Below are 13,147 nucleotides of genomic sequence, written 5' to 3' on the forward strand. Positions count from 1 at the left end.
GGGGGGGGGGGTGGGGGGGGGGGGGGGGGGGGGGGGGGGGGGGGGGGGGGGGGGGGGCGGGGGGGGGGGCGCGCCCCCCCCCCCCCCCGCCGCGGATGGGCGGGCTCAGGCGGTGCGCCTGCGCCCGGCGAGTACGCCGTAGGCGACGCCGACGGCGCCGACCACGATGCCGACGACACCCAGCACGCGGGCCGTGGTGTCCGAGCCTGCGGAGTCGTCGGAGCCGGAGGCGGCGGACGTCTCGGAGGACGCGTTCTTCGCCGAACCGGCGTCGTCGGCGGCCTTGTCGTCCGACGCGCCGTGGTGGCCGTCACCGGACGCCTCCGACAGGGTCAGGACGGGAGCCGGGTGGTCGGGCTCGTCCTGTCCCTTCTGCGGCACCTCGATCCAGCGGACGACCTCCTTGTTGGAGTACGTCTGCAGGGCCTTGAAGACGAGGTCGTCGGCGTTCTCGGGCAGGGTGCCGACGGACACCGGGAACTTCTGGAAGAAGCCCGGCTCGATGCCGTCGCCGTCGGCGGTCCAGGTGACCTTGGTGACGGCCTCGTCGATCTTCTTGCCGTGCATCTCCAGGGGCTTGTCCAGCTTGGACTTGGTGACCTTCACGTCCCAGCCGGCGACCGGCTGGGGCATCACCGAGGCCAGCGGGTGCTCGGTCGGGAAGGTCACCTCCACCTTGGTCGTGGAGGCGTTGTCACGCTCGTTGGGCACCTTGAAGTTGACGACCGCGTAGCCGCCCTTGGCGGCCTCGCCCTCGGGCTGCACGCTGACGTGCGCGACCGCGGGGGCGGCCAGGGCGAGGACGGCGATACCGGCGACGGCGCCGGCGGTGGTGAGTCGGGAAGCCTTCATGGCAGAAGCACTCCGCTTCGTTGAGTGTTCAGACGGTGAGGGATACGCGGGCAGGGCGCGTGCCGCTCCCAGGGGAGGACGGCCCGGCGCCGTACACGCGTGAAACGGACCGCACGCGCGTGTGCCGCACGCGGACGCCCGTCCCTCACCGCGGACCGGGCACCGCGGGCCCGGCGGCCCGACGACGGGTCCGGAGGAACCGGAACCGTGGAACGGGTGACGCCCGGGACCGTTGGCGGTCGCGGAGGGGTGGATTCGGGTCGTGGCGCGTCAGACGGCGAGCGCGTACGCGGTACCGGCGGCCGGCGGGCCGCGGCGGATCACCGTGTGCTGCAGTGCGGTGGTGTGGGGCACGGGCGGCGCGAGCAGCGCGGTCCGCGGCGGACGGGGGGCCGCCTCCGGCGCCCCCGGCAGCCCCGCGCGCAGGGCCCGCACCAGGGCGAGAGCCGCCCGGAGCCCGCGTACGAGCGCGCCCTCGGCGACCCCGTGGGCCGACAGCTCGGTCAGCCGCAGCAGGGACAGGTCCCCGCGGCGCAGCAGCCAGCCCGTGGCGACCGCCGCGAGGAGGTGCACGAGCAGCATCGGCAGGGACGGCAGCAGCGACACCGAGGAGCCCGCGGCCGAGGCCATGGCGTCCCCCGGGGCGTGACCCGCGTGCGTGCCTCCCGCGCCGGGCGGGATCCGCGCGTCCGTGAGGATCTGCTGGGCCTGCGCCGGGCTGATCGCGGCGGCCGTGGTCCCGCACACCAGGCGTGCGGCCTGGGCGATCAGGGAGGCGTCGGAGGCCGCGGAGGGCCCCGCCCCGGCCGGTGCGCCGGCCGCGCCGTGCTGTCCGAGCCCGAACAGCGTGTGCAGCACGGTCTGGCAGACCGCCAGCAGGACGGTGATGCCCGGCACGGAACGCACCCGCCCGGCGAGCGGCACCGCGAGCGCGGCCGTGGCGCAGAAGCCCGCGGCGAGCGTCCACAGCGGGACGGCCTCGTGGGCGGCGAGTGTGTGACCTGCCCCGGCCAGCACGACACAGACCGCGGCGAACACCGCGGCCCGCAGGACCCGGAGGCCTCGTCCGGTGCGCGCCGTGCGCGGGTGGGGGGCAGTCATGGCGGCCTCATCATCGCACTGGCCCCAGGGCCCCCGTACGGCAGGTCCGCAAGATGCGCTACGACCGGAAGATCACCTCTGCCACGGCGCGTCCCACATACACCGATCACATCCCCGGCACACCCGCCATATGGGCGGTATCACGCCGACTCCGCGCTTACGAGTGGGTACTCAGGGCAATACGTAACGGTATGTCGAGCCGCGGCCGGGAGGCTGGAGCATGAGCATCTGGTGGTCACTCCATCTGCGGCGCGACGCTGCGAGCGTGCCCCTCGCCCGGCGCCTGCTGCTCGGCGCCATGGAGACCGCGGGCGTCGACCCCGACATCTCCTACGACCTGTCCGTCGCCCTCAGCGAGGCCTGCGCGAACGCCGTCGAGCACGGCGGGGACGGCACCAGGGACGACAGGTCGCAGGCCTACCGGGTGACCGCCTACCTCGACGGTGAGAAGTGCCGGATCGAGGTGGCCGACACGGGGCCCGGCTTTCCCGCCGCTCACGGCGGCCGCTCCCGCACCCCGGCCCGTCCGGCCCCGTCGGACGCGGAGCACGGGCGTGGCCTGTGCCTCATCCGCGAACTCGCCGACCACGTCCACATCGGCAGCACACCGGGCCGCGGCGGTGCGGTGGTGAGCTTCGACAAGATCCTGAAGTGGCGGAAGGACGCCCCGCTCGTCGCCGTGTAGCGCACGCCGACGCGCCGGCCGCCTTACTGGCTTCAACGGCCCCGGTGCGGCCCCGGCGGCCCCGGACCGGGCGGAACGCCCGCAGGAACGCGGGAACGGCCGAACACGTGTGTGTCCGGCCGTTCCTCGTGGGCCCGCCGTGCGGTCAGCCCTTCAGGCCGGCCATCCAGCGCTCGACCTCGTCCGACCGGCGGGGCAGCGCGGCGGAGAGGTTCCGGTTGCCGTCCTGGGTGACGAGGATGTCGTCCTCGATACGGACGCCGATGCCGCGGTACTCCTCGGGCACCGTGAGGTCGTCGGCCTGGAAGTACAGGCCGGGTTCGACGGTGAGCACCATGCCCGGCTCGAGGGTGCCGTCCACGTAGGTCTCGGTGCGCGCGGCGGCACAGTCGTGGACGTCCATGCCGAGCATGTGACCGGTGCCGTGCAGGGTCCAGCGGCGCTGCAGGCCCAGCTCCAGCACCCGCTCCACCGGTCCCTCGACCAGGCCCCACTCGACGAGCCGCTCGGTGAGCACGCGCTGCGCGGCGTCGTGGAAGTCCCGGTACTTGGCGCCCGGCTTCACCGCCGCGATGCCGGCCTCCTGGGCGTCGTACACGGCGTCGTAGATCTTCTTCTGCAGCTCGCTGTAGCGGCCGTTGACCGGCAGGGTGCGGGTGACGTCGGCCGTGTAGTACGTGTGCGTCTCCACGCCCGCGTCGAGCAGCAGCAGGTCGCCGGAGCGGACGGGGCCGTCGTTGCGCACCCAGTGCAGGGTGGTGGCGTGCGGGCCGGCGGCGCAGATGGAGCCGTAGCCGATGTCGTTGCCCTCCACGCGGGCGCGCAGGAAGAACGTGCCCTCGATGTAGCGCTCGGAGGTGGCCTCCGCCTTGTCGAGGACCTTCACGACGTCCTCGAAGCCCCGCACCGTGGAGTCGACGGCCTTCTGCAGCTCGCCGATCTCGAAGTCGTCCTTGACCAGCCGCATCTCGGAGAGGAAGACCCGCAGCTCCTCGTCGCGCTCGGCGGTGACCTTGTCGGTCAGCGCCGCCTCGATCCCGGCGTCGTGTCCGCGCACGACCCGGACCGGGCCGGTGGCCTCGCGCAGCGCGCCGGCCAGTTCGCGGACGTCGGAGGCGGGGATGCCGTACAGCTGCTCGGCCTCGCCGAGCGAGTGGCGGCGGCCGACCCACAGCTCGCCCTGGCCGTCCAGCCAGAACTCGCCGTTCTCCCGGTTGGAGCGCGGCAGCAGGTAGAGCGTCGCCCGGTGGCCGTCGGCGGTGGGCTCCATGACGAGGACGCCGTCCTCGGTCTGGTTGCCGGTGAGGTAGGCGTACTCGACGGAGGCGCGGAAGGCGTAGTCGGTGTCGTTGGAGCGGGTCTTGAGGTTGCCCGCGGGGACGACCAGGCGCTCGCCGGGGAAGCGGGCGGACAGCGCGGCACGCCGGGCGGCGGTCTCGGAGGCCTGCGGGATCGGCTCCAGGTCGCGCAGTTCCGTGTCGGCCCAGCCGCTGCGCATGCTGTCGGCCAGCTCGTCGGACACACCCGGGTACAGGCCGTTCTTGCGCTGCTTGACGGGCTCCTCCTCGGCGGTCTCCGGGCCGGCGGTCTCCGGGGTCTCCGGGAGCTCTTCTGCCACGGCGGTCATCCTCCTCGATACGGCACTGGACCAGCCCCCATGGTACGGCCGGGTGAAACGGTCACGGGGCGCGAGGACCTGTTACCGGGGGCGCAGAGGAGGTGCCGGGGCCGCCGCCTCGGTGCTAGTCGAAGCGGGCGGCCAGCAGCACGACGTCCTCGGGGGTGTCCGCGGGGTCGGCGCCGTCCGGCAGCACGGTGCGCAGCACGTGGTCGGCGATCGCACCGGGGTCGTTCCGCAGCGAGGCCGGCACTCCGGCCGCCGCCGCGTGCAGCCGCGCGAAGGCCCGGTCGGTGGGGTCGCCGGTGCGGTGCAGCAGCCCGTCGGTGTAGAGCAGCACGGTCTCGCCCGGCTCCGCGTGGATCTCCACGCTCGGCGCCTCCCAGCAGGCGAGCATGCCCAGGGGGGCCGACACCGACGTCTCCACGTACTGCGTGCGGCGCTCGCCCAGCAGCAGGGGCGGGCTGTGCCCGGCACCGGCGAGCGTGATTTTACGCAGGGCGGGCTCGCAGTAGCCGAACAGCGCGGTGGCGGACCGGGCCGGTTCGGTGAGGCGCAGCAGCAGCTCCAGGTCGGACAGCACGGCGACGGGGTCCTCGCCCTCCATCACGGCGTACGCGCGCAGGGACGCCCGCAGCCGGCCCATGGCGGCGACGGCGCTGGGCCCGGACCCGGTGACGGAGCCCACGGCGAGGCCGAGCGCGGCGTCCGGGAGCGGCAGCGCGTCGTACCAGTCGCCGCCGCCGCGCGCGCAGGTGCGGTGGCGGGCGGCCAGTTGGACGCCGGGGACCCGGGGCAGGCGGGCGGGAAGCAGTTCGCCGGCGATGGTGGCCATGGACGCGCGCGTGCGTTCCAGCTCCAGCAGCCGGGCGAGGTGCTCCGCGGCGTACCGGGTGTACAGGCCGACGAGGTGGCGGCGGCGCTCCTCCGGCTCGGCGGGCTCGTCGTAGAGCCACACGGCGGCCCCCAGGCGCCGGCCGGACCCGGTGGTGAGGGGCAGGGCGTAGCTCGCGGCGTAGCCGAGGCGGGCGGCGACCTCGCGGTGCCGGGGGTCCAGGCCCTTCTCAGCGAACAGGTCGGCCTCGACGACGCCGTCGTCGGTGCCCGGCAAGCCGTCCAGGATTCTGCCGTAGGGCAGGGAGCTGCGCGGCACCGTCTCGATGTGGCCGAGGTCCGCACGGCCCAGGCCGAGGCCGATGGTGGTGTCCGGGCCGAGGCCGTCGGCGGGCTCCAGGACGACCAGCCCGCGCCGGGCGCCGACCAGGGCGGCTCCCGCGCGCAGCAGTTCCTGGAGCGCCTCGTCGAGCGTGGCCGTGCGCACCAGGCGCTCGGTGAGCTCGTGGAGGGTCGTGAGGTCCGAGACCCAGCCCGCGAGGCGGTCCTGCAGCAGTGCGCCCGGTGGGGACGGAGGGTTTTGCGGGACGCCCGGGGAGGTACTCGTCGAAACGGACGCGACAGTGTGTGCGGGCGCGGGAACCGTTGAATCGATTCCGGCCACTTTCGGAGGGTGCGGGGCGTTCATGGTGTCCGGCTTTCCGACCGGTACGTACTGCTCAAAAGCATCGCAAACCCCCATGTCATTCTGCGTCGCCGGCAGTGTCTCCACATGTACACGCACTCGTAAGGAGATGTCCAGCATTGTCCTGCTGGGATTCCTGGTGTCCGTGGGGCTGGAGAGGAAATCCCCACCCGCCCCTTGCCGAGAGAAGGAATTGGCTTGAAACTGCCTCAAGGGGAGGCTTATTGCGGTCGACTGGGCTTGCTCGACGGAGCGTCACAGCGGTCGTGTTGGGTACGTACTCGGTGAAGGCCAGGGGTGGTTGGGAATCACTCGGGAACCTGGGGACGGACCCGAGCGTCTTAACCACCGACGACCGTGCCCCATCCTCCCGTGGCGGAGGCGAAGAGAAATACGCGCGACGGAAAACGCCAGACTTCGCCACCCCCACGCCGTGCCCACGCCCTTGATGAACGCAGTATGGGTGGAACGGCCGCGGAGGCAGCCCATGCTCGGCCCGGAGGGGGATCCCCCTGCCCGGAGCAGGGGTGTGATGCGCCAACAGGTACGCACAGTGAAGTGATCGACACATGTTGTGACCACGGTGTTGCCAGGCGTGCAACGGAAAGGAACGAGCGCTCATGCGCGAGATCCTCGGAAGGCGTCGCAGGCTCCTGTCCCGGCGAGGCGACGGAGCGTCTGAGCTGATCGGCGCGGCCCTGACCTTCGCCACTCAATGGAAGTGGCCGGTGCTCCCGGGTGCGGCGGCGGACCCGGGCAGCAGGTCCCGCTGCGCCTGCCCGGACCCGGAATGCACGGTGCCGGGGGCCCATCCCTTCGACCCCGGTCTCCTCGCGGCCACCACCGACGCGCGCATGGTGCGCTGGTGGTGGGGCAACCGGCCGACCGCTCCGGTGGTCCTGGCCACCGGCGGCCACGCTCCCTGCGCGGTCTCCCTGCCCGCGGAACCGGCCGCCCGAGCCCTCGAGGCCCTGGACCGGCTCGGCATGCGCCTCGGCCCGGTCGTCGCCTCTCCCACCCGCTGGTCGATCCTGGTGAAGCCGTACTCCCTGGAGCAGCTCGGCGAACTGCTCTACGCGAAGGACCACGTCCCCGGCTCCCTCCGCTTCCACGGCGAGGGCGGATACCTCGCCCTCCCGCCGTCCGGCACCGGCCAGGGCGACATCACCTGGGAGCGCGCCCCACTGCCCGGCTCGGCCTCCCCGTGGCTGCCCGACGTCGAGGCCGTGGTGGACGCCGTGGTCGACACCCTCACTCGTACGGGTGTGAGCGCGCCCGAGCTGTAGGCGTCCCGGCGCGGCGCCCACCGCGGCGGCCCGGGAGCGTTATGTTGCGGAACCATGCCGCGTCATGCCGGGGGGCGTGCCAGGGACCCCCGAACAGCCCGTCTGCTCGCCCTCGTCGGCGCCGCGACGGCCTGCGTGGTCGCGCTGCCGCTGGCGGCGGAGTCCGGGGGATCACCGAGCCCGTTGGGCGCGGTGGGTGCGCTGGGTTCCGCGCGGGAGGCGGGACGTACGGGGCCCACGCCCCTCGGCGGCCCGCCGGGGGCGGAACGCGCCGAACAGCCCGGGGACACGCGGGGTGAGCGGTTCGGCACCGCGACCGGACCCGCGGCCGCCGGCGACCCGGCCGGGCGGAGCGGGGCGACGGACCGGAACGCCGAGGCGCCGGCCGGGGATCAGGTGGGGGACGGCCGGACCGGGGTTCCCGAAGGGGCACCCGGCGCGTCCGACGAACTGCCCGGCCCGCCCCCGTCAACCGGCCTGCTCCCGGCGCCGATTCTGCGCTGCGGGCCCGAACTCTCCTCCCCCGACGGCATCGAGGCCCAGACCTGCGTCGTCCTGGCGGGCGAGGAGGTCTGGGGGCGCACCTACTACCGCAACGCCACCGGTACGGCGCCGTCCGCCGTGCTCAGCCTCATGGCGCCCGGCGGCCGCAGCGTGCGCGTCCACTGCGCGGTGGAGTCCGGGGACGAACCGGCGGTCTGCGAGACGCCCCGCCGGCCGAGGCGGGGGCGCCTCGCCGACCACGAGGCGATCGTGGAATTCGCGGCCCGGTCCGGGCACGGACCGCTGCTGCTGCGTGCCGGAAGCAACCCGCCCGGCGCCTGAATCAGCCCTGGCCGGGGGCGGCACGACGCTGTCAGGAGCCCCGCGTCGGCCGAATTCACCCGACAACTCCGCTGCGGAAACAGCCGGTTGGCATATGAACGCGTTCCGTGAACGACTCACGACACGAAAGACCCGGTTGCTGGCGACGGGGGATGCACCAGCAACCGGGCTACTGGAACGGTAACAAGAGATCGGCGGTTCGCAAATTCGATCTCAGTCTTTTCAGGTCACCGACTTGCTTGTGCGAGCCGGGAGTTGCGCATGGAACCGGTGTTTCCACCGGGGCGGCTGTGCTGACCGGTCGGTCAGCACAGCCGTATCGGCCGACGTCTGCGCCCCGTATCGGCCGATGTCCGCGATCGGCCGACGTCCGCGTCAGCTGAGCGTGACCTGGCGGTTGGTCAGACCGCCACGCGCCCGTCGTTCGTCGGCGGTCAGCGGAGCCTCGGTGGCGAGCGCGGCGGCGAGCCGCTCGGCGAACTCGGCCGCCGGCTTCTCCACGTCGTCGGCGCCGACCTCGCTCGGCAGGTCCCAGACCGGCACGGTCAGGCCGTGGGCGCGGAAGGAACCGACCAGGCGGGTGCCTTCGCCCAGGGAGGAGCGGCCCGCCGCGTGCAGCCGCGCCAGAGCGTCCAGAAGCTGCTCCTCCGGGTGCGGCATGACCCACCGCAGGTGGTTCTTCTCCGGCGTCTCGCACCAGTAGGCCGCGTCCACGCCCGCCAGCTTCACGGTGGGGATGGCGGCGGCGTTGGCGCGTTCCAACGAGGCGGTCACCTCCGGGGTGGCGTTCTCCGAGTCGGGCACCCAGAACTCGAAACCGCTGTGCACGACCGGCTCGAACGCGGCCTCGGGGTCGAGGAGGTCCTGGAGCCGGGGACCGCCGGCCGGGGCACGCCGGCCCTGCACCGGCTGGCCCGGGGCCGCGTCGAGGGCCCGCTGGAGGGTGTCGGCGAGGTCGCGGCTGATGTCGCCGGAGGAGGTGTCGTTCTGCAGGCCGATCAGCACGGAGCCGTCGTCACGGCGCAGCGCCGGCCAGGCCATCGGCAGCACCGTGGCCAGGGTGACCGACGGGACGCCCTCGGGCAGTCCGTCCTTGAGCGTGAGCGCGGCGGTGGCCGCCGGCACCAGCTCCCGCAGCGCCACCCAGTCGCACTCACCCGCCAGGCCCTCGAAGGGACGGTGCACCAACTCGGTCACGGCGTGCGCGGCGGCCCGTCCGTGGCAGGCCTTGTAGCGGCGGCCACTGCCGCAGGGGCAGGGCTCCCGCGCACCGACGACCGGGATCTCCCCGTCCGTGAGCTGCGGGCGCTTGGCCGCCTTCGTCTGGGGGCGCTTCTTGGCCATCGTGGCTGTCTCCCGGTTACGGCTCGTCTCGTACGGCGCGAGCCTAGCCGTTCAGCCGGCGCGGGCCGGTATCCGTGGACGGGCGGCGGGAGTCCGGTGGACGGTCCCGGGAGGTCGCCGCCCGGGCGGGGGCGGTGGTGTCTGCCGGCGGTGGCGGTGCGGGCAGGGGCGGTGGTGTCCGTCGGCGTGGCGGTGCGGCCGGAGCCGTCGTCCCGCCGCTCAGTCGAGGTCGTCGAAGGCTTCCGCGAAGCCCAGCCCCGGCATCTCGGCCACGGAGGGGGCCGTCATCCGCGCGGCGAAGTCGGCCCGGCGGTGCCGGGCGGCCGGGTCGCGGACCGTGTCGTGCAGGACCACCCACACGGTGACCTCGCCGGGGACCTCGTTGCGTACGCCCCAGTCGTCGGCCAGCGCGGTGATGATGTTCAGCCCCCGGCCGCCGCGCGCGGTCACCGACGGGGTGGCCGGTGCCGGGCGGGTCGGGCCGCCGCCGTCCGTGACCTCGACGACCAGCCGGCCGCAGGGATCCATGCGCCAGGCGGCCCGTACGTCGCCGTCGCCCGCGAGGGCGTCGCCGAGGGGCCTGCCGTGCTTGCACGCGTTGCTCAACAGCTCGGAAAGGATCAGTACGGCGTCGTCGACGACCGAGTCAGCGACCCCGCCCGCGCGCAGCTGCGCACGCATGCGGTGCCTCGCTTCCCCCACGCCCGCAGGGCCGTGGGGAACGGCCATGCACGACGACGCGGGCACCTCCTGTGCCACCACCAACGCCACCCCCGAGACCTCCTTTGCCCCACGCCACGGTGTGGATGCCCCATTGGCCTGAACCGGAAACCGGCCGATCCCTGTGCGGTGACGCACTCGAAACGAGTGAACACGCACCGAACGCGCCGGAGCACTCCCCGTCATCATGTGGCTGGATTTCTTCGGTGTGGCCGAGACGTGAGGATGCTCCGGAGGCATGCGCGCGGTCAAGAGGTGCGCGTGATGTCGGTCCTTCTGTGACGTATCGGTTCGGACACCGCGCCGTGCGGTGGACGAGGTGCGCAGGTGGTGACGGTTGTGCGGGTTCAGCGCCCGAGCTGGTCGAGCACCGCGCGCGGGCGGTTGGTGATGATCGCGTCCACCCCGAGGCCGACGCACAGGTCCACGTCGTCGGGCTCGTTGACGGTCCACGTGTGCACCTGGTGACCGGACTGTTTCAGCCGTTCGATGTACGTGGGATGACTGCGCAGGATCCGGATCGAGGGGCCCGCGATGTCGACGCCCACCGGCAGCCGTCCGTCGCGCAGCCGGGGCGAGACGAACTGCATGAGGTACACCGTGGGCAGCGTCGGGGACGCGGCACGCACGCGGTGCAGCGACCGCGCGGAGAAGCTCATCACGCGGACCGGGGAGTCCGCCGGGTCGGCCGGGGCGTCCAGCCCGAACCGCTTCAGCAGGAACAGCAGCCGTTCCTCCACCTGGCCCGCCCACCGGGTGGGGTGCTTGGTCTCGATGGCGAGTTCCACGCGCCGTCCCGCGTCCGCGACCAGTTCCAGCAGCCGCTCGAGGGTGAGGACGGAGGTGGCCTCCCGGTCCTCGGGGCGGTGCTCCCAGTCCGGCTCCTCGGTGCGTCCGGCGAAGGAGTCGCGGTTCTTCCAGGAGCCGAAGTCCAGGGCGGCGAGATCGGAGAGCTCCAGGGCCGACACGGCACCGCGGCCATTGGACGTACGGTTGACTCGACGGTCGTGAACGCAGACCAAATGACCGTCGGCGGTCAGACGCACATCGCATTCGAGCGCGTCCGCACCATCCTCGATCGCTTTGCGATACGCGGCCAGGGTGTGTTCGGGGGCGTCCTCGGAGGCCCCGCGGTGTGCGACGACTTGGGTGAGGTGCTGGCGTGCGTGGGTCACCGCGTCATGGTGCCACCGCGCGCGGGTACACGTGTGGCCGGTGCGGAAGGAGCGGTGCGAAGGTCCGGTCGGATGCATCGGAATGGCGCGCCTTAAGTGAGTAATGCCCTATATAAAGAATGACCCCGGACCCACAGGAACGACTTACCGTGCCCTGACGGCCCGTGGGAAAAGCTGACGTCGTACAAAGAGACCCTGCCCGACCGCATTGCGCCGGGACGGTCGACGAGTGAACGAGCGTGTCCGAGTGCGACCGAGAAAAAGAGCCGTGGATCGAGGAGAGAAGCTGTGAGCACCGAGAACGAGGGCACCGCGGTCCCCCCGGCGCCGTCCGCACCGCCCACGCGGACGGATGCCCCCGCTGCTCCGGCACCTCAGGAGCGCCCGGCACCCGACCAGGGCAGCAACCCGACGACGCCCCTGCCCCCCGTCCCGCCGACCGCACCGGACCACGGCCCGTACGGGGCCTCCGCCCAGGACGCGACCGCCGCCCACGGTACGCCCGGTACGCCCGGCGCCGGCCACGGCGGCTCCCACGGCTCGCCGTCCGCCCCCGACCCCTCCTGGCCGCCGCCCCCGCCGCCCGGCACCCCGGCGCAGGGCCCCGGCGGACCCGGCGGCCCCTTCGGCCCGTACGGCGACGGCGGATCGGGCCACGGCCAGGGAGGCGGCGGCTGGGGCTCCTCGTACCAGCCCCCGGAGCCCAAGAAGAAGGGCGGCGGCGGCCGGCTGCTCGCCGCGATCGCGGCTGCGGCGCTGCTCGCGGGCGGCCTGGGTGGCGGGCTCGGCTACACGCTGGCCAAGAACAACGACGACAGCGGCTCCACCACCGTCTCCGCGTCGACCAGCGGGGGCAACGTCAAGCGCGACCCCGGCACGGTCGCGGCCGTCGCCTCCAAGGCGCTGCCGAGCACGGTCACCATCGAGGCCGAGAGCCGCAGCGGCGAGGGCGGCACCGGCACCGGCTTCGTCTTCGACACCCAGGGCCACATCGTCACCAACAACCACGTGGTGGCGGAAGCCGTCGACGGCGGAAAGGTCTCCGCGACCTTCCCGGACGGCAAGAAGTACGAGGCCGAGGTCGTCGGCCACGCGCAGGGCTACGACGTCGCCGTCATCAAGCTGGCGGACGCCCCGTCGAACCTCAAGCCGCTGCCCCTGGGCAACTCCGACGAGGTCGTCGTCGGCGACTCGACCATCGCGATCGGCGCCCCCTTCGGCCTGTCCAACACGGTGACGACGGGCATCATCAGCGCCAAGAACCGCCCGGTCGCCTCCAGCGACGGCACCGGCAGCCAGGCGTCGTACATGAGCGCCCTGCAGACCGACGCGTCCATCAACCCCGGCAACTCCGGCGGCCCGCTGCTCGATGCCCAGGGCAACGTCATCGGCATCAACTCCGCCATCCAGTCCACGAGCAACGGCGGCTTCGGCACCGGCCAGGCGGGCTCGATCGGACTGGGCTTCGCCATCCCGATCAACCAGGCCAAGTACGTCGCCCAGGAACTGATCAAGAACGGCAAGCCGGTGTACGCCAAGATCGGCGCCTCCGTCTCCCTCGAGGACACCTCGGGCGGCGCGAAGATCACCGACCAGGGCGCCGGCGGCTCCGAGGCGGTCGACCCGGGCGGCCCCGCCGACAAGGCCGGCCTCGAGCCCGGTGACGTCATCACCAAGCTGGACGACCGGGTCATCGACTCCGGCCCCACCCTGATCGGCGAGATCTGGACCCACAAGCCGGGCGACGAGGTCACCCTCACCTACAAGCGGGACGGCAAGGAGCGCACCACCGAACTCACCCTGGGCGCCCGCGTCGGCGACAGCTGACCCCACCCCGCCCGCACCGACCCGTTACCCTGGTCCCCGCGCCGCCGATCACCGGCAGGCGCGGGGAGGTGTGCCCGAGCGGCCGAAGGGAACGGTCTTGAAAACCGTCGTGGCAGCGATGTCACCGTGGGTTCAAATCCCACCGCCTCCGCGCGATGAGCAGTGAGACGGGCCCCTGTGCCGGAAGCCGGCCGG

The 13,147-nt window shown here is 73.1% G+C and carries 11 protein-coding genes and 1 tRNA gene; 5 read left to right on the forward strand and 7 right to left on the reverse strand.

The features are described from left to right. Positions 1 to 105: 105 nt before the first annotated feature. Positions 106 to 852 carry a YcnI family protein gene (locus ACIRPP_RS18435; protein ID WP_403643641.1) on the reverse strand — a complete coding sequence of 249 codons (747 nt, stop codon included), beginning with the start codon at positions 850 to 852 and terminating at the stop codon, positions 106 to 108. 270 nt (positions 853 to 1,122) lie between these two features. Continuing rightward, a complete protein-coding gene (locus ACIRPP_RS18440) occupies positions 1,123 to 1,953 on the reverse strand; it encodes a hypothetical protein (protein WP_403643644.1) in 831 nt (276 codons plus the stop codon). A gap of 220 nt (positions 1,954 to 2,173) precedes the next feature. On the opposite strand from ACIRPP_RS18440, the gene ACIRPP_RS18445 reads away from it, so the two are divergent. Further along, the gene (locus ACIRPP_RS18445; protein WP_403643647.1) at positions 2,174 to 2,638 is read left to right on the forward strand and encodes an ATP-binding protein; all 465 of its coding nucleotides are present in this window, start codon (positions 2,174 to 2,176) and stop codon (positions 2,636 to 2,638) included. A 145-nt stretch (positions 2,639 to 2,783) separates the two neighbouring features. Here ACIRPP_RS18445 and ACIRPP_RS18450 read toward each other — a convergent pair whose 3' ends face one another. Then, the gene (locus tag ACIRPP_RS18450; RefSeq protein WP_403643649.1) at positions 2,784 to 4,256 is read right to left on the reverse strand and encodes an aminopeptidase P family protein; all 1,473 of its coding nucleotides are present in this window, start codon (positions 4,254 to 4,256) and stop codon (positions 2,784 to 2,786) included. A 124-nt stretch (positions 4,257 to 4,380) separates the two neighbouring features. Next, positions 4,381 to 5,895: a PP2C family protein-serine/threonine phosphatase gene (locus ACIRPP_RS18455; RefSeq protein ID WP_403643652.1), complete on the reverse strand. Its 1,515-nt coding sequence runs from the start codon at positions 5,893 to 5,895 to the stop codon at positions 4,381 to 4,383. Positions 5,896 to 6,395: 500 nt separating this feature from the next. On the opposite strand from ACIRPP_RS18455, the gene ACIRPP_RS18460 reads away from it, so the two are divergent. Together ACIRPP_RS18460 and ACIRPP_RS18465 are read left to right on the forward strand one after the other, a co-directional pair. Continuing rightward, positions 6,396 to 7,061, forward strand: coding sequence for a bifunctional DNA primase/polymerase (locus ACIRPP_RS18460; RefSeq protein ID WP_403643654.1), 666 nt, complete (start codon positions 6,396 to 6,398; stop codon positions 7,059 to 7,061). A gap of 54 nt (positions 7,062 to 7,115) precedes the next feature. Further along, positions 7,116 to 7,886, forward strand: a complete 771-nt coding sequence (locus ACIRPP_RS18465; protein WP_403643657.1) for a hypothetical protein — start codon at positions 7,116 to 7,118, stop codon at positions 7,884 to 7,886. Between the two features lie 375 nt (positions 7,887 to 8,261). Here the strand turns inward: ACIRPP_RS18465 and ACIRPP_RS18470 are convergent, their stop codons facing one another. From ACIRPP_RS18470 to ACIRPP_RS18480, 3 genes are all read right to left on the reverse strand, one after another. Beyond that, positions 8,262 to 9,230, reverse strand: a complete 969-nt coding sequence (locus ACIRPP_RS18470; protein WP_403643660.1) for a DUF5926 family protein — start codon at positions 9,228 to 9,230, stop codon at positions 8,262 to 8,264. 219 nt (positions 9,231 to 9,449) lie between these two features. Further along, positions 9,450 to 10,088 carry an ATP-binding protein gene (locus tag ACIRPP_RS18475; protein ID WP_403643663.1) on the reverse strand — a complete coding sequence of 213 codons (639 nt, stop codon included), beginning with the start codon at positions 10,086 to 10,088 and terminating at the stop codon, positions 9,450 to 9,452. Between the two features lie 209 nt (positions 10,089 to 10,297). Further along, positions 10,298 to 11,125: a glycerophosphodiester phosphodiesterase gene (locus ACIRPP_RS18480; RefSeq protein ID WP_403643666.1), complete on the reverse strand. Its 828-nt coding sequence runs from the start codon at positions 11,123 to 11,125 to the stop codon at positions 10,298 to 10,300. Positions 11,126 to 11,413: 288 nt separating this feature from the next. Between ACIRPP_RS18480 and ACIRPP_RS18485 the strand changes: the two genes are divergently transcribed. Beyond that, entirely contained in the window at positions 11,414 to 12,952 is a 1,539-nt protein-coding gene (locus ACIRPP_RS18485) for a S1C family serine protease (protein ID WP_403643669.1), read from the forward strand. A gap of 64 nt (positions 12,953 to 13,016) precedes the next feature. Then, positions 13,017 to 13,103 (forward strand) — tRNA-Ser (locus tag ACIRPP_RS18490). Positions 13,104 to 13,147 lie beyond the last annotated feature (44 nt).

Origin of the sequence: Streptomyces sp. NPDC101219, from assembly GCF_044767675.1 — a bacterium.
Lineage (GTDB): Bacteria > Actinomycetota > Actinomycetes > Streptomycetales > Streptomycetaceae > Streptomyces.